Source organism: Mitsuokella apri (assembly GCF_047974105.1).
GTDB lineage: Bacteria > Bacillota > Negativicutes > Selenomonadales > Selenomonadaceae > Mitsuokella.
The window spans coordinates 85,484-103,011 of record NZ_JBHYRS010000004.1 but is presented as its reverse complement, the minus strand read 5'-3'; the positions used below and the strand labels follow the sequence as shown (position 1 = coordinate 103,011).

General features: G+C 52.8%; 11 protein-coding genes. 6 read left to right on the top strand and 5 right to left on the bottom strand.

What is annotated here, in order from left to right:
- The first annotated feature begins 12 nt into the window (after positions 1-12).
- The 4 genes from tpiA (at position 13) to ACE419_RS06965 (ending at position 4,199) form a co-directional block, all read left to right on the top strand.
- Complete coding sequence (gene tpiA / locus ACE419_RS06980) at positions 13-762, top strand: triose-phosphate isomerase (protein WP_435721466.1); 750 nt, start codon at positions 13-15, stop codon at positions 760-762.
- Positions 763-794: 32 nt separating this feature from the next.
- A complete protein-coding gene (gene gpmI / locus ACE419_RS06975; RefSeq protein WP_435721465.1) occupies positions 795-2,324 on the top strand; it encodes a 2,3-bisphosphoglycerate-independent phosphoglycerate mutase in 1,530 nt (509 codons plus the stop codon).
- Between the two features lie 120 nt (positions 2,325-2,444).
- Positions 2,445-3,140, top strand: a complete 696-nt coding sequence (locus ACE419_RS06970; RefSeq protein ID WP_432645956.1) for an iron-sulfur cluster assembly scaffold protein — start codon at positions 2,445-2,447, stop codon at positions 3,138-3,140.
- Between the two features lie 54 nt (positions 3,141-3,194).
- A complete protein-coding gene (locus ACE419_RS06965; protein WP_295712743.1) occupies positions 3,195-4,199 on the top strand; it encodes a GGGtGRT protein in 1,005 nt (334 codons plus the stop codon).
- A 102-nt stretch (positions 4,200-4,301) separates the two neighbouring features.
- Here ACE419_RS06965 and ACE419_RS06960 read toward each other — a convergent pair whose 3' ends face one another.
- The 3 genes from ACE419_RS06960 to ACE419_RS06950 form a co-directional block, all read right to left on the bottom strand.
- The gene (locus ACE419_RS06960; RefSeq protein ID WP_435721464.1) at positions 4,302-8,195 is read right to left on the bottom strand and encodes an EAL domain-containing protein; all 3,894 of its coding nucleotides are present in this window, start codon (positions 8,193-8,195) and stop codon (positions 4,302-4,304) included.
- A 91-nt stretch (positions 8,196-8,286) separates the two neighbouring features.
- Entirely contained in the window at positions 8,287-9,135 is an 849-nt protein-coding gene (locus ACE419_RS06955) for a deoxyribonuclease IV (protein ID WP_435721463.1), read from the bottom strand.
- 111 nt (positions 9,136-9,246) lie between these two features.
- Positions 9,247-10,101 carry a helix-turn-helix domain-containing protein gene (locus ACE419_RS06950; RefSeq protein WP_435721462.1) on the bottom strand — a complete coding sequence of 285 codons (855 nt, stop codon included), beginning with the start codon at positions 10,099-10,101 and terminating at the stop codon, positions 9,247-9,249.
- 288 nt (positions 10,102-10,389) lie between these two features.
- Here ACE419_RS06950 and ACE419_RS06945 point away from each other — a divergent pair, with 288 nt between their 5' ends.
- Together ACE419_RS06945 and ACE419_RS06940 are read left to right on the top strand one after the other, a co-directional pair.
- Positions 10,390-11,742 carry an MFS transporter gene (locus tag ACE419_RS06945; protein WP_432645951.1) on the top strand — a complete coding sequence of 451 codons (1,353 nt, stop codon included), beginning with the start codon at positions 10,390-10,392 and terminating at the stop codon, positions 11,740-11,742.
- Between the two features lie 194 nt (positions 11,743-11,936).
- A complete protein-coding gene (locus ACE419_RS06940; RefSeq protein ID WP_435721461.1) occupies positions 11,937-14,846 on the top strand; it encodes a purple acid phosphatase family protein in 2,910 nt (969 codons plus the stop codon).
- A gap of 140 nt (positions 14,847-14,986) precedes the next feature.
- On the opposite strand, the gene ACE419_RS06935 is transcribed toward ACE419_RS06940, so the two are convergent.
- Both ACE419_RS06935 and ACE419_RS06930 read right to left on the bottom strand, forming a co-directional pair.
- Positions 14,987-16,411: an aldehyde dehydrogenase family protein gene (locus ACE419_RS06935; RefSeq protein WP_432645949.1), complete on the bottom strand. Its 1,425-nt coding sequence runs from the start codon at positions 16,409-16,411 to the stop codon at positions 14,987-14,989.
- Positions 16,412-16,461: 50 nt separating this feature from the next.
- A complete protein-coding gene (locus ACE419_RS06930) occupies positions 16,462-17,265 on the bottom strand; it encodes a DeoR/GlpR family DNA-binding transcription regulator (protein WP_435721460.1) in 804 nt (267 codons plus the stop codon).
- Positions 17,266-17,528: the final 263 nt, after the last annotated feature.

The window sequence follows — 17,528 nt, the reverse complement described above, 5'->3', positions numbered from 1 at the left end:
GTAATTTTAAAAATGGCAAGAACTCCGATTATCGCAGGCAACTGGAAGATGAACAACACGATCGCTCAGGGCAAGAACCTCGTTCGCGGTCTGGCTCCGCTCGTCAAAGATGCAAAAGTAACGGTTGTCGTCTGCCCGACGGCTACGGCTCTGGCCGCTGTTGCTGACGCTGCTCTTGGCACGAACATCCACGTTGGTGCACAGAATGTTCATTGGGAAGATCACGGCGCTTTCACGGGCGAGATTTCCACGGGCATGCTCAACGAGATTGGCGTAGATTACTGCGTCCTCGGCCACAGCGAGCGCCGCGGCTACTTCGGCGAGACGGATGAAGGCGTCAACAAACGCGCTCATGCAGCATTTGCTGCCGGCATCACGCCGATCATCTGCTGCGGTGAGTCCCTCGAGCAGCGCGAAGCCGGTGTTTACCTCGACTTCGTCGCAGGCCAGGTCAAAGCTGCTCTCGCTGGCTTCAAGCCGGAAGAAGTCGCTCAGCTCGTCATCGCTTACGAGCCGATCTGGGCTATCGGCACGGGCAAGACGGCTTCGTTCGATCAGGCAGAAGAAGTCTGCGCTCATATCCGCAAGACGGTTGCTGCTGAATTCGGTCAGGAAGCAGCTGACAGCATCCGCATCCAGTACGGCGGCAGCGTCAAGCCGGCTACGATCAAAGATCTCATGAAACAGCCGAACGTCGATGGCGCCCTCGTTGGCGGTGCTTCGCTCAAGGCTAAGGACTTCAGCGAGATCGTAAACTACTGATTGTTTTCCTTTAAAGGGAGTAGTATTCTACAATGGCAAAAATCAAACATGCACCGGTCGCTCTCATCATCATGGATGGCTGCGGCCTCGGTGGCAAGCTCGACAAGAGCAATGCGGTAGAAGCTGCGAAGACTCCGGTCCTCGACGGCCTCATCGCAAATTATAATTCGAGTCATCTGCAGGCTTCCGGCGAATTCGTCGGCCTGCCGGATGGTCAGATGGGCAACTCGGAAGTCGGTCATACGAACATCGGTGCCGGCCGCCTCGTTTACCAGCAGCTCACGCGCATCACGCGTGACATCAAGAACGGTGACTTCTTCAAGAACGAAGTCCTCGTCAAGAGCATGCAGGACGTCAAAGCAAATGGCGGTGCACTGCACCTTCTCGGCCTTGTTTCCCCGGGCGGCGTACACAGCTACCAGGGTCATCTCTATGCACTGCTCGAGATGGCAAAACAGCAGGGCATTGAAGAAGTCTATGTCCATGCTTTCCTCGATGGCCGCGATGTGCCGCCGCAGAGCGCACAGCCGTACCTTGAGGAACTCGAGGCAAAATGCAAAGAAGTTGGCGTCGGCAAGATTGCCACGGTCGCCGGCCGCTATTACGCCATGGACCGCGACCATCGCTGGGACCGCGAGCAGAAGGCATATGAGGCCATTGCTCACGCAGAAGGCGTGGTCGCCGATGATCCGGTGGCGGGCCTCAAGGCAAGCTACGAGAACGGTGTCAACGATGAGTTCGTCGTGCCGTTTGTCGTCAAGGGCTATGAAGGCATGAAGAACGGCGATGGCGCTATCTTCTTCAACTTCCGTCCGGACCGTGCACGTCAGCTCACGCATGCTTTCGTTGACAAAGAGTTCGATGGTTTTGAGCGCGATGAGAATCTTCACATCCCGTTCACGACGTTCTCGCAGTACGAAGATGGCATGAATGCTGCTGTCGCTTTCCCACCGGAGCACATCGACAAGACTCTCGGCGAGATCATTCAGGACAACGGCCTCACGCAGCTCCGTATCGCTGAGACGGAGAAGTACGCACACGTTACGTTCTTCTTCAATGGCGGCGTCGAAGAGCCGTACAAAGGCGAAGACCGCATCCTCGTTCCGAGTCCGAAAGTCGCTACTTACGACCTCAAGCCGGAAATGAGTGCTGTCGAAGTCACGGATAAGGTTTGCGAGGCCATCCGTTCCGAGAAATACGACTTCATCATCCTGAACTATGCAAACTGCGACATGGTTGGTCATACGGGCGTCTTCCCGGCAGTTGTCAAGGCTGTTGAGACGGTTGATTCCTGCGTTGGCCGCTTCGTGGCAGCCATCAAGGAAGTCGGCGGCGAGGTCTGCATCACGGCTGACCACGGCAATGCCGATAAGATGATGGACTACGTCAACAACCAGCCGTTCACGAAGCACACGACGAACGCTGTGCCGTTCATCGTGGTTTCGGACCGTGTCAAGTCCGTCAAGGACGGCGCTCTCTGCGATATCGCACCGACGCTTTTGACGCTGGCTGGTCTTGAGATCCCGAAAGAAATGACGGGCAAGAACCTCGTAGAGCTTTAATGGCGAGATAGAGGCAGCATTCCCCTGAGCAGGGAAAAGGGCAGGTCTCCTGCCCTTGATGCTGACTCCATGGAGAATGCACCTCAGTATTATATTTTAGAAAAGAGAGGAATACGAACAATGATTGCTTATTCACAGAAAGTGGAAGACATGGCATGCGTAACTCAGGAAGTACATCATGGTGCTGCCCCGATTCCTGAAGAAGGTAAATGGGTCAAATCCAAGAACGTACAGGACATCAGCGGTCTTACCCATGGTGTTGGCTGGTGCGCTCCGCAGCAGGGTGCCTGCAAACTGACGCTGAACGTCAAAGACGGCATCATCCAGGAAGCTCTCGTTGAGACGGTTGGCTGCTCGGGCATGACGCACTCCGCTGCTATGGCTGCTGAAATCCTTCCGGGCCTCACGGTTCTCGAAGCACTCAACACGGACCTCGTTTGCGATGCAATCAACACGGCTATGCGCGAGCTGTTCCTGCAGATCGCTTATGGCCGCAGCCAGACGGCTTTCTCCGATAACGGTCTGCCGGTCGGCGCTGGCCTCGATGACCTCGGCAAAGGCCTCCGCAGCCAGGTCGGTACGCTGTATGGCACGCTCAAGAAGGGCCCGCGTTACCTCGAACTCGCAGAAGGCTATGTCACGAAACTGGCTCTCGACAAAGAAGGCCGCATCATCGGTTACGAAGTCGTACAGCTCGGCAAAGTCATGGAAGCTGTTCGTGCCGGCAAAGATGCCAACGAGGCTATCAAAGCTAACACGAGCACGAAGGGCCGCTTCGCTGACGGTGTTAAGTTCATCGATCCGCGTGAAGAGTAATCTCTTTGCGTAACGAGATTCCGAGTTTCAAGGTAAAAGGAAGGAATGAATAGAATGTCATTATTCGAAGGCTATGAGCGCCGTATTGATAAAATCAACGAAGTCTGCAAACAGTATGGTCTGGCTTCCATTGAAGATGCTAAGAAAGTCTGCGACGAGAAGGGCATCAACCCGTATCAGATCGTAGAAGATCTCCAGCCGATCGCATTCGAGAATGCAAAATGGGCTTACACGCTTGGCGCTGCTATCGCCATCAAGAAGGGCTGCAAGAAGGCTGCTGATGCTGCTAAAGCGATCGGCGAAGGCCTGCAGGCTTTCTGCGTACCGGGTTCTGTTGCTGACCACCGCAAAGTTGGTCTCGGCCACGGCAACCTCGGCGCTATGCTTCTCTCGGAAGAAGCTGGCTGCTTCGCTTTCCTCGCTGGCCACGAATCCTTCGCAGCTGCAGAGGGCGCTATTGGTATCGCTAAGACGGCTAACAAAGTTCGTAAGAACCCGCTGCGCGTCATCCTCAACGGCCTCGGCAAAGATGCTGCTCAGATCATCAGCCGCATCAACGGCTTTACGTATGTCGTAACGGATTATGATTTCAAGGCTAACAAGCTCAACATTGTTGAAGAAATCAAATACGGTACGGATCCGGAGCGTGCTAAGGTTAAATGCTACGGCGCTGATTCCGTTCAGGAAGGCGTTGCCATCATGGAGCACGAAGATGTTGATATCTCCATCACGGGCAACTCCACGAATCCGACGCGTTTCCAGCATCCAGTTGCCGGCTGCTACAAGAAAGCCTGCGTTGAAAAGGGCAAGAAGTACTTCTCCGTTGCATCGGGCGGCGGCACGGGCCGTACGCTTCATCCGGATAACATGGCAGCCGGCCCGGCTTCCTATGGTATGACGGATACGATGGGCCGTATGCACAGCGATGCTCAGTTCGCAGGTTCTTCCTCCGTTCCGGCACACGTTGACATGATGGGCCTCATCGGTGCAGGCAACAACCCGATGGTCGGCATGACCGTTGCTGTTGCTGTTGCTGTACAGGAAGCAATGAACAAATAATTCGCACGGCGAATTTTGCATAGGGTATGGAAGTCAAAAGACTTTCATCAGGCAGCAGAAAGACCGCAGTCCAAAAGGACTGCGGTCTTTTGCTGTCTTTTTTTACGAATGTTTATGACGCGTGCGGTGGTGCAGAATTTTCTGCTGGTACATCAGGCTGTCGGCACGTGCAAGAACTGGGTCTATATTGTCGATTGGCGTGGTCGCAAGAGTCCAGCCGAGGGCAATGCTGATCTTGGCGGCCGCAAAATGTTCGTTGAGTTTCTGCTCAATGGCCTTGGCACTTTGTTCGTCACGGGCTTCATAGAGCATGAGAAATTCATCGCCGCCCATGCGGAAGACGTTGTTTTCGCCGCCGACATGCACGAAGACGGCAGCAGCGGATTGTATCAGCCGGTCGCCGGCTTCATGCCCCTGCGTGTCGTTCGTTTCCTTAAGGCCGTTGAGGTCGCCGAAGAAAAAGGCGTAGCAGCGGTCTGCGGGCAAGGCGCTGATGCGGTCGAGCAGTCCGCGGCGGTTCATAATGCCGGTGAGCTGGTCGACCTTGCTGAGGTGTTCAAGACGCTTCATCATATCGCGGTTGCGCAGCAGAATGGCGAGAAAGCGCGTCAGCGTGGAGAGCAGCAGCGCGGCATCATGGATATGCTCAGGGGCTGGATTGACGGCCTCGACAAAGCCCAAAGGCTGCCCGTCGAGTATGAGGCGGGATGCGACGAGCTGACGGATGCCCGGCAGATGCGGCGCATAGTCTGGATGTATGTTCCAGAAGGCATCGAGGTCCGGCAGGGAAATCGTCTGTTTTTGGGCAAACAGATTGAAGAGAGGCCAGAGCTCGGTGCGGGGAATGGCAGGAAAGTCGGAAGGCAGGTCTTTAGCTTTGTCCCCAGTCCAATGATAGGTAACCTGTACATTGCTGTCCTGCTCTTCGATGATCAGCATGCGTTCGGCATGCAGCTGCTGGCCGATGCGGGCCAGAATCCTTTTGATGCCGTCTTCCGGATTGAGCTCGTACATGCCGAGGCGGATGGCGTCATTGATGGATGCTTCGCGGAAAAGCGTTTCCTTGACATGAGTATCCCGATGGATGTAATCCGCAAGATTGAGGATTCTGGTGAACTGGCAGTTTCGTCCCTGATAGCTGATGATCGTATCCTGCAGCAGAAAGTCCAAGCCGGCAATTGGATTGTGAAAGACGCGTTTATGCGCATGCCCGTAGCTCAGCTGCGGCCGCACGCAGTCTTCGCATGGCGCCGTCAGCCCTGCCATGAGCGCATAGCATTTTTCTCCTTTGCAGGGAGCATCCGGTGCCAGATGAAGGCTCCTGCGCATGGCCGGATTGCAGTAAAGTACGTCATATGTTTCCAAATCGGTGATGACGATGCCATCGGCCGTATTCTCAAAGAGCTCGTAGGGAAAATGAATGGACGGAGCAGCGGCTGCTGATTTTGGCAGGTGTTCATCTTTTCTTTTTAGGCATTTGGTCTCTTCAAGGAATACCATGATGCCGATGATTTTTTCCTGCTGGTAAATGGGATACTTTGATGCATAAACGTAATAGAGTTTCTGCCGGAAGATCACGGTTTCTGCGGCATGCTCGATTGCCTTGCCCGCATACATGACATTTTCTTCTTTTTGCAGCCGGCCCTTGACATCAAGGGAAATGCCGACTTCCTGAGCGGTCTTGCCGATAATACAGGCTTCGTCCGCAAGACCGAGCCAGTTCAGATAGGCTCTGCTGGCACCGAGAAAGCGGTGCTGACGGTCTTTCCAGAAAAACTTACTTTTGGTATGATGGAGAAACGTCTGCCAGAAGACATGCTGCAGGCCGGAGTCCGGCGGCGTAAAGAGATTTTGTTCCATACCGTACGATTTAAGCATCTCAAGGATGAGCTGCTGACGGTCGGGCAGATGGTCGAGAGGATTTTTCGTCAAATATATCAGGACATCCTTGGCAGGTGACTTGACCATGACGATACCCGTAAAAAACAGCCAGTCAAAGCTGCCATTGGTGCGCAGCATGCGGAACGGTGCAGATACTTCAGAACAATGGGAATCAGAGGCTGCCTCATAAAAATTGTCCTTCTTAAAAAGCTCTCGGAAGCGCTGGCGGTCGGATGGATGAATGTAGCGGCTGGCAAAGACAGAAAGGGCCTCATCGATATGGGGGATGCTCATGCCTGCCTTATACTGCGGCGAAACGCTTTCGATGATATCGAGAGTATCGTACTGCATATCCAAATACCAGAGTCCTTCAAATGTCAGGATGATATTGCGCACGATTTGGTCAAAACGTCTGGACTCCCTGTCTTTGACGGCCTCATCAATGCTGATATTGTAAAGTTCTGCGCGGTGGATGGCCTTTTGTCCGACTTGGGCAATGGTCTTTAGATTGACACGCAGATACTGCCCGTTATCGACATACGTCATGGATTCCGACTGGCCGCTCTGTTTTGCTTTGTTGATGAAACGGCGGAATTTATGGCGCATGGGAAAGTCCGGTGCACTGAGAAAGTAGTTGCTGTCCGAGAGGTTCTTGGTGCCAATGCTGTTGAGTGTTTTGAGGTAAGCGGAATTGCACTGCAGGATGCGTATATTCTCATTGTCATCGTAGACGATGGCCACGGGCAGGGCACGGCTGATGTCGATAAGTCCGGCCTGACTGAAGAGCGTATCTTCTTCTTCGGTTTCAATCTTCAGAGACTGGTCATGACAGCGTTCGTGGGATTCTTCTTCTGGAAGCGGCCTGCCAAAATAGTACCCCTGTATTTTTTCGCAGCCGATTCCCCGCAGGAAGTCAGCCTGCTCTTTTGTTTCGACACCTTCTGCGAGTGTATGAATGCCGAGTTCTTTCGCCATACGGATGATGGCCGTCAGGATGGTACGGCTTTTCTTCGTAAAGGGACGCAAAAAGGCCATGTCGAGTTTCAGGGTGTGGAAATGGAAATCTTTGAGTACATTCAAAGAGGAATAGCCGCTGCCGAAATCATCGAGCCAGACTTGATATTCCATCAATTGAAACTGTTTAATCCCCCTGCGGATGGACTGGCTTTGGGCCGTCAGGGCATTTTCCGTGATTTCAAGGTGGATGAGACAGCGGGGCAGGTCGTATCGCTTCAAGATGGACTCGATGTCAGATGCAAGGTCCGTCAGTTGGAAATCAAGCCTTGAGAGATTGACGGATACGGGGCAGACGGGCGTATCCTGATCCATCAGGAAGCGCAGTCTCTTCGCAACGCCTCTGACCATATAGAGGTCGAGCTGGTGGATTAAATTGGCCTCTTCCAATACAGGAATAAAAATATCCGGTGACAGCAGTCCGTGCTCCGGTGCCTCCCAGCGCGCGAGGGCCTCTGCTCCGCATATTTTGCCATTGAGAGAACGGATGACCGGCTGGTAGTAAATCTTGATGTATTCATTCTGCAATGCCGTTTCAAAATTTTCGAGCACGTAATTGCGCAGCCGGTGCAGGCGGCCCATCTCTTCGGTGTAAACGGCAAAATGACGCGTGGCATCCTGTTTGACGGAATGGCAGGCAAGTGCGGCATCATTGTCAAACAAAAAATGGACAGAAGTATCGGGCGAAAGTTTTGTAAGATAGCGGATACCGGCCTTGAGCTCGATATTGGGGCTGGTCAGCAGGAATCTGGCCTCATGGCAGACAGCCTCAACGCGGATCTTGACGTCGGCAGCATCGGCCAGCACGGCAAAGTGATCTGCTCCGAGGTGTGTGATAAGCCTATCGGGAAAATACTTTTGCAGGAGGGCTGCGATTTGCCGCAGGCACTGGTCGCCGCTCTCGATGCCATAAGCGGCATTATAGAGATGGAAGTTCGTGATGTTGAAGAACACAGGACATGATTTCAACATATGACAGGAAGTCCATTCCTGCTCGAGCTGTTCTTTTGCAGAATGGAAGAACTCCTGCATGCTGGGCAATATGGTATGATACCGGCCCTGCGTATGGGCAGCCGGATTTTTGTTTGCTGTATGCTCCATAGGGGGCTCCTTTGAAAGACGATAGGGATAAAGCTGTTTGTTTTTATTATATGATATTTTGAGGAAAGAGGAAAAGGAAATTATTTCGCTTTTAGGCTTCTGCTTTCCCGCGCAGCATGGCGATTTCGCGGGCGTAGCCGGCGGCGTCATTCGGGGTTTCGAGAATGAAGGGCAGGTTCTTGAGGGCATCGTGGCGGATGACGCGCACGAGGGCTTCAAGGCCAATTTTTCCTTCACCAATACGGGCGTGGCGGTCTTTATGACTGCCGCGCTCGTTTTGGCTGTCGTTGAGATGGATGGCTTTGAGGCGGTCAAGGCCGATGATTTTATCAAATTCCGTCAAGACTTCGTCGAGATGATTTTGGATGTCATAGCCGCCATCCCAGACATGGCAGGTATCGAGGCAGACACCAATTTTATCCTGCTGCTCGACGCGGTCAATGATGGCGCGCAGCTCCTCAAAGCTGCGGCCGACCTCCGTGCCCTTGCCGGCCATCGTTTCCAAAAGGACGGTCGTCTTTTGTTCGGGGAAGATTACATCATTTAATTGTCCGGCGATAAGCTCAATGCCTTTTTCCGCGCCCTGCCCGACGTGGCTGCCCGGATGAAAATTGTAGAGATTCCCCGGCAGATGCTCAAGGCGCGCGAGGTCATCCGCCATGGCATTGTGCGCAAAGACGCGCAGATTTTCTTTAGCCGCACAGGCATTCATCGTATAGGGGGCATGGGCGACGAGCGTGCCAAGGCCATGTTCTTCTTTATAGGCAAGAAAGGCCGCGACATCGTCAAGGTCGAGCTCTTTTGCCCTGCCGCCGCGCGGATTGCGCGTAAAGAAGGCAAAGACATCGGCATCGAGCTTTACGGCTTCCCTGCCCATAGCGAGAAAGCCCTTGGCGGAAGAGAGATGGCAGCCAATGTGCAGCTGAGATGTTTTTATCATAAAAATTTACCTCTATTCTTTATCAATAATAATTTTCCGTATTTTGTTCATTGTAACACGTTTAGATGGCACTGCGCAAAAAAAATCACCAGCGAATTGGCTGGTGATTTTTTAGGTTGACCATGTCTTGCGGTATTTTCCGGGCGGCATGCCGACGATGTTGCTGAATACGGATTGGAAGTAATTGGAGTTATTGTAGCCGCACTGCATCGCAATATCCGTGATGGTCATGTTAGTCGTGAGCAGCAGTGTCTGAGCCTCGTCGATGCGGCGCCTTATTATGTACTGCATGGGCGAGGACCCCGTGAGGTCCTTAAACGTATGTGATAAATAATAGAGGTTGATGTGCAGCGCTTCGGCGATATCCGGCAGTTTGAGCTCTTCGAGATAATGGGCATCGATGTATTCCTTGATGCGTGTGCCCATATTAAAGGAAGCATTTTCTTCACTGTTCTCATTGGCCGATGCAGCCAGCCTTACCGTCGTGAGAATCAGGGCCTGTACGAGCCCCGCGGCAATCTCGGCACGGTCGGGGCTGTCATCGTGGAACGCGGCAAAAAGCTTGATTTCTTTGAGCAGGCCGCGCAGAAACGCATGCTGTCCTTCCTGCGAAAGATGCAGGACAAGGGGCTGCGGCGTTTTTACGAGCTGCCCCGGCGCAAGTCCGCAGAGCTGCAGGGCACTGACATGCAGGGTAAAGGCCATGAAGGAGGTATTTACCTTGAAGTCGTGCAAAACGTCGCTGTTGATGAGCACGAGGTCATCGGTGCGCAGCTGCAGACTGCCTTCCTTTAAGAGCAGGCGGCAGTGGCCTTTTTCGACAAAGAGCAGCTCGGCCATTTCATGGTGGGATTTCAATGTGCCGAATGCTGTGGTGTTATTGAGATTTTCAACAGACTCGAGGTAAGGCCGCCGTCCAATTTCGAATTGCGATTGTTTGGGGCTGCCAAACGGGATGGTGGGCATGATATTCGACCTTTCTGCGTTAAAATACTAGAAAATACGTTGGGAAAAACAAAAATTATAAGTTTTCGCACAATACGGACCAAGAATTCAGAGAAATTTCTTGGCATATTCCGGTATAATAAATTCCAGAAAGATCAGTTGATGATAATTTGATGGTTGACTATTGGGAAACTTAATCTTCATATTTATTATTATACTGATAAATCACAAAAAATCCAGTCTTTTCCGGAGAGATTGGAAAAAAGAACTTATAGTTTCGGCTTTTAGAGGAAAGGTAAGGTGGAGAAAATGCTGAAATGGTTTCTGACAGGACCAGATAAGCCTCGCATTCAGGACAAGGCTGTGGTCAAGAAGATGTATCATACAGCACGTGTCCAGGCCGTTACGGCCATGATTCTTGGTTATGGTATGTACTACGTTATGCGCATGACGCTTGGCGTTGCGAAAAAGCCAATGCTGCAGGATGGCTTCACAGCGACTGAACTTGGCATGATGGGCGCTGGCATGCTCGTTGCCATCGCCATCGGTAAATGCGCAAACGGCTTTATCGCCGACCACTGCAATATCAAGAAGATCGTACCGCTGGGCTTACTCGGTGCCGCTATCGTCAATGCCATCCTCGGCATGAGCAATACGACCTGGGTGTTCATCGTACTCTGGGCTGTCAACGGCGTGTTCCAGAGCATGGGCTCCGCGCCGTGTATCGTTTCCCTGTCCCAATGGTTTGCAAAGAGCCAGTTAGCTACTTATTACGGTGTTTTCAGTATCGCACATTATGTTGGTGAAGGTGCTACGTACCTCGGCACTTCGCTGATCATCGCCGCACTCGGCTGGCACGCAGCGTTCTTCGTACCAGGCGTCTGCTGCATCGTGCTCGCTTTCATCATGTACCGCTTCATGCGTGACCGTCCAGAGACGTACGGCCTGCCGTCTGCAAATGAATTTGAAGGTGAAGTTGCACAGGAAAAGAAAGAGCAGCAGGTTTCCACGAAGGAAGCACAGCTCATGGTTATCAAGAACCCGTATGTATGGCTGCTCGCCGCTGCTGCTATCTGCCTTGGTATTTCCCGTTATTCCATTTCGAGCTGGGGCGTTATCTTCCTGCAGGAAGCAAAGGGCTTTGACCTGGTAACGGCCGGCAGTATCATGTCTCTCTCGCCAATTCTCGGTGGTGTTGGTTCCTTCTTCTCCGGCATCATCTCCGATAAGATTTTCCATTCGCATCATTCCGTTACGACGATTGTTTTCGGCGTCATCATGCTGATCGGTATCGCTGGTGTCTGCTATGTACCGGCTGGCGACCCGACGCTCACTTCGATCTGTGTTGCCATCTTCGGTTTTGGCCTTGGCGTCATCCTCTGCTTTGTCGGCGGCCTGCTCGCTGTTGACCTTTGCCCGCGCAAAGCAACCGGTGCTGCCATGGGTGTTATCGGCCTGCTCGCTTATGGCGGTGCAGCCCTGCAGGATATCGTCAACGGTATTCTGGTGGATTCGGCTAAAGTTGTTGTCGATGGTGTCACGACGTACCATTTTGAGACGATCACGACCTTCTGGATCGCTTCGGTTGCCATTATGACGATTCTCATCGTACCGACTCTCTGGGCAAAGAAGCATAAGGATTCGGACGAAGAAGCTGAATAAGATTTGCTAAATCATTCTTTCTCTACTATTATTAAGATAGATATAGGGAAAGAATGATTTATGTTAAGGCAGAAATGAATTATTGTAGTTTATGGAATAAATGACCCTAGTCCCTTGGTGTACCGTTTGCCAGCTTTATGGTGTTGATGGCTGCAGCTGAAGGAAGGACCATGGCAGATCTTGGAGGAGATCATATGAACAAGAATATCATCAACGGGCCCTATCTTCTGGACCCGCGCGCCACGCAGATCACAGTGGCCTGGGAAACAGCTGCGCCAAAGGAGTTTCAGGTGACGGCAAGAACGGCCGATGGTACGGAGCAGAAGGGGGATGTCTGCTGCAAAAAGGAAGGGCCGTGCCAGGAGTATCCAGCGGGTGCGTATATTTACACGGCGGTCCTCAGCAATCTGGCTCCCAATACGGAATATGCTTATACGGTATCGGGCGGCGGCGAAGTGGCAGCGGCTTCTTTTAAGACGCTGCAGGCAAAGCCTAAGACGATGCACATTCTGACTCTTTCGGACTCGCATCTCTTCCATAACAGCGAATTGTTCAAGAAGATGATAGCTGAGGAGAAGCCGGATTTTATTCTGCATGGCGGTGATATTTCCTTCGGCACGGGCTATCAGCATGACCAGTACAAGGATAACTGGTTCCACAAGATCCCGGATATCCTCGCGCGCATCCCCGCATACTATGTGCATGGCAACCATGATGACGGCCCGTTCTATGATGATTACTTTGTAGCAACGCAGGGCCGCACGGTCCACACGGCTGATGGCGGCAATACGTTTTCTTTTGACTACGGGCCTGTGCATTTCACGTTCGTGGACAGCAACCCCTGGGGCCTTTTTGAGATGAATGCCGTCAATTCCGAGATGCCGCTCGACGCGGAAACGCGCAAAAAAATCGATGGCATCCTGAAATGGGTCGAAGACGACCTTACGAGCCCTGCGGCGAAAAAGGCGAAATGGCGCATCCTCATGATGCATCATCCGTACACGGATCCTCTGAATAACCGTTATATCGTGCCCATTGCGGAACGCTGCGGCGCACAGCTCGTGCTCGGCGGCCATCTTCATTACTATATCAAATCGGTTTCCGTCAATCCGAAAATCGGCGCGCGCACGGTCTATATCTGTGAGGGCAGTGCACAGGATCCTGCCGCTGCTTATGAAGAAAGTGCCGGTGAGAAACGCCTGCTCAGTGAGTTCCCTGAAGTCATAGCCACGGGCAACAGCAATTTTGGCATCCTTGATGTGAGTGAAGAGGCCATCGATTATCATATTTATGGCTTCCTCGAGGACGGCACGAAAAAACTCGTCGACACCATCCATCTGACGCATGATGAACCAGCTGTGGAGCTTTCGGATATTGAACTGCGCCGCGTTGACAATAACGGCAACGTCGAAATCCGGGCCTTGGCGGAGAACCGCGGCACGGCCATGGCAGAGGTCACGATTGACCTGCTCGATAACAAGACAGAGCATACGATCAATCTGTTTGGCACGGAGGAGAACAGTCAGGTCATCGTCCTGAAGCCAGGAGAAAAGCGCAAGGTCGGTGCCTTCTATCAGGCCATGCAGACCGGCGAACACACCCTGCGCATCGGTGAGCAGGAGCTCAAGCTTGTCGTCTTTGAGCCGACCCAGCTTTCCTATGCGCATATGAAAGTCCGCGCCGGCAGGGGAGAAGCTGCCGACTGCCTGATTGCCGGCATTGAGGCGACGAATAATCTCGACCATGAGATTTTTGTCTCGGTACCGCTTTATATCAATCAGCGCATTGCGGAGACGAAAAGCCTGTTCTTCCGCGGCCATGAGAAGCGCTATATCGAATTCCATTATAAATTCCAGCAGGGCGGCGAATACCAGGTCAGCATCGCCGACCAGCTGCCCAAGGAAGTCTCGATTGAGGGCGGCATCCGCATCATCCCGCGCGTGCTCGATAAGTCGGGACACGGTCATACGGCCCTGCTGCACGGCTCGCCGAAAGTGCGCGAAGTCGATGGTCATATGGAAGTGGCTCTTGAGCAGTACGGCGATTACATCGAGATTCCGGCAAGCCATGACCTTCGGGCCCCGCAGGGCTTTACGGGCATGGTCTGGGCTGAAATCGACCGCCTGGCACGTCCCAATGAGATGGGACACAACCCGCTGATGGTCCGCGGCAAGTCGGTCGGCTGGGGCGCAACGTACTGCCTGCGCATGGTCGTGGAGCGCACGGGCGGCCTCAAATGGGGCATCTGCCATGACATCACGGAATATTCGTGGCAGGGCGGCGATGCGAAAATTGGCGATTGGGCGCAGTACACAATGACGTTTGATAAAAAGCGCGGCGGGGATTCCTACTGCGATGGCCAGCAGCTTGCCCATGTCGCCGGCATTGCCGAGGACAATGAAATCCGCCAGTGGGATGATCAGCCTATCTTTGTCGGCTACTCTTATATCGGCCACGTCATTCCGGAAATCGGCCGTCCGAAGTACTTCACGCATCTGCCGGCTCATATCGGTCAGGTCCGTTTCTATAAGTCGGGACTGACGGCTGAGGACAATGAGGAGATTTATGAGCATCCGGAAAATAAGGGACCGAAGGGTGAGAATCTCGCCGTCTGGCTCGATTTCCGCAATATCCTCAAGGTCGGCACGCATACGACGGAATGGCGTCATCCGGCTGTCTATGATCCGGCTTTCAAAACGCAGAAGAAATATTGGCGTTTCACACAGCTCAAGGCCAAAACGCATCTGCCGCTGCAGGCCGGCCTCAGGGCTACGGTTGAAGTGTCGGATGATATGGCAACCATCAAGGGCAGCCGTCAGATTGTCCTGAAAAACGGCACCAATTATATCGATATCTCGAATCTGCCGGAAGCACAGTATCTGCGCATCCGCACGGAATTTTCGGCCGAGGTCGGCCCGGATGGCACTTTTGTCCCGGAACTTTTGAGTTATCAGGTCGTTGCTTCCAATGAGCGGGACTTCACCGATATGTTCTGGTCGACGCGTCCCGACTGGGAGCGCGGCCGCTTTACAGGGGCCGTTGGCTTTCCGCCGGTTGACCGCCTGCGCGAGTATCCGGAATACACCGATGTCATTCATGGTTAATATTTCGCTTCAACGAAAACCTCTCCAAGGGGGCAGGAAAATTCCTGCTCTCTTTTTTATTGGCATATTTCATCTATATGATGGCATGCAAAAAGACCAGCATTGCTGCTGGCCTCTTATTATAGAAGGAAATATCAAATTTAATCGAAGTTCATGATGATGGTCTTTTCTTCCGTGAGTTCGCGGATGGCGTACTCAGGGCCTTCCTTGCCGATGCCGCTGTCCTTGACACCGCCGTACGGCATATTGTCCATGCGGAAGCTCGAGCCATCGTTGATGACGACGCCGCCGGCTTCGATATGCTCAGCTGCGTAATGCGCGATGTAGAGGGAGCTCGTGAAAACACCGGCCTGCAGGCCGTAGCGCGAGTTGTTGACGCCCGCGACAGCTTCTTCAATCGTGTCATACGGGATGATGGAGAAGATTGGAGCAAAGGCTTCGTTTTTGATGACATCCATGTCCGGCGTGACATCTGTGAGGATGGTCGGTTCGTAGTACGAACCGTGGCGATGGCCGCCCGTCAGGATCTTGGCGCCGGCTTCTTTGGCGGCGTTGACCCAGCCCTCGATGCGGACGGCTTCTTTTTCGGCAATCATCGGGCCAAGGCAGGTAGCGGGATCCTTTAAATCACCGGTCTTGAAATTCTTGGCAAAGGCAACGGCATAGTCGCAGAATTCCTTATAGATTTTGCGCGATACATAGACGCGCTGGCACGAGATGCAGACCTGTCCGGCGTTGAGGAAGGCGTATTTCGCGCAAAGTTCGGCTGTTTTCTTGACGTCGCGGACATCCTCGTGGACAATGTTGGCGGAATTGGAGCCAAGTTCAAGCGCGCAGCGGCGGAAGCCGGCTTCCTTCTGCAGGGATTTGCCTACGGGCACGCTGCCCGTGAACGAGAACATGCGGATGCGTTCATCTTTTGTCAGGTATTTGCCGACGAGTGCGCCGGGGCCTGTCAGGAGATTCAGGCAGCCGGCAGGAAGTCCCGCATCGCGGAAAACGTCGCAGAGCAGGGCGGCCGTCAGCGGCGTTGCCGAAGCCGGCTTGTAGACGACGGTATTGCCGGCAGCGAGTGCCGGGCCAATCTTATGCGCTGCAAGGTTTACAGGGAAATTGAACGGCGTGATGGCGCAGACGACGCCAAGCGGCTGGCGAATCGTGAAGGCGAGCTTATGCTGACAGTTTGGCGCACCGGCAAGAGGAATCGTCTCGCCCTTCAGGCGTTTGGCCTCTTCTGCGGAGAGAATCAGCGTCTGATAGGCGCGGCCGATTTCGCCGCGGGCATCATGAAGAGGCTTGCCGGCTTCTGCCGAAAGGGTGCTGGCGAATTCTTCAATGCGCTCGCGCATGAGATTGGCTGCCTTGAGGATGATCTCATAGCGTTCGTAAGGTGAGAGATGAACTTCGTGGAATGCTTTTTCTGCTGCATCGACTGCGGCTTTGCATTCGTTCTCTCCGGCTACGGCGATTTCTGCAATGACTTCATTGGTCGCCTTATGATAGACGGGGCGCGTTTCCTCCGTCATGACTTCTTTCCCACCAATATATAAGGGCTGTTTCTTCATCGTGCATTCCTCCTGTTGACATCTATATTATATGTACGGAATTTCTGGCTTCAGCGCAGGGCTGCGATTTTCTGGGCCTCGCTTTGGCGCAGGGTATCCGGTGTAATCAGCTTGATGTGATTGGCCGTGCAGTACGATACGTACTTTTCAGGCGGCATTTTATTCGTCACGATATACTGGACCTCTTTGAGTGTGCAGTAGCTCATGAGCGAGGACACATCGAATTTGGAATCGTCGACGAGCAGAAAATGGTCGCAGTCTTTTTCGATGAGGCAGCGTTTGATTTCGCACTCGAGCGGGGAGGCATTCGTGGCGCCGTGCTCAAGTGAGATGCCCGTGCTGGCGAGAAAAACCTTCGATATGTTATAGCGGCGCAGGACCTGTACGACCTGCGGCCCGACAAAGGCCTTGGAAGGAGAGAACAGGGACCCGCCCGTGGCGAGCACATTGAGATTGCTGTAGTTGGAAGCAGCGTTGATGACATGGACACTGGCCGTGACAATGGTCAGGCGGTGTTTGTCCGTAAGGTACGGGATCATATGCATCGTTGTCGTACCGGAGTCGATGTAGATGACATCGCCGTCGTGCACGAAGTCCGCAGCCATGCGCGCAATTTGTTTCTTGGCATCGGCATTGCGCCCTTCGCGCGAAGCAAACGGTTCCGGATCGCCGGATGGCTCTGCCAGCACGATGCCGCCGTATACCTTTTTGATGACGCCCTGTTGTTCGAGCTCGGCAATGTCACGTCGGATGGTATTTTTGGAAACTTGGAACGTATCACAGAGATCATTGATGGAGATGTTGTGCACATTCTTCAATAATTCATGGATACGATTGATTCGATCGATTTTCATGAGAGATCACCCGCTTTATCTGCCCGAGACCATTCTGCGTGTCGAATCTGAACGTCATAAATAATCAACAGGCATTCAAAAAATAATCACTTTATGAGTATATTTGATAAACTTATTATAATAGAATCGCCATCGATAGACAAGGGAAAAAGCAAATAAATATAGTATTATTTTGGGAATTAACCTATATTTATTGTAACAGTGTTCATGATTACTCATGATTATCAGAAAAAATAAAATATCGCAAAATCTTGCCAAAATCC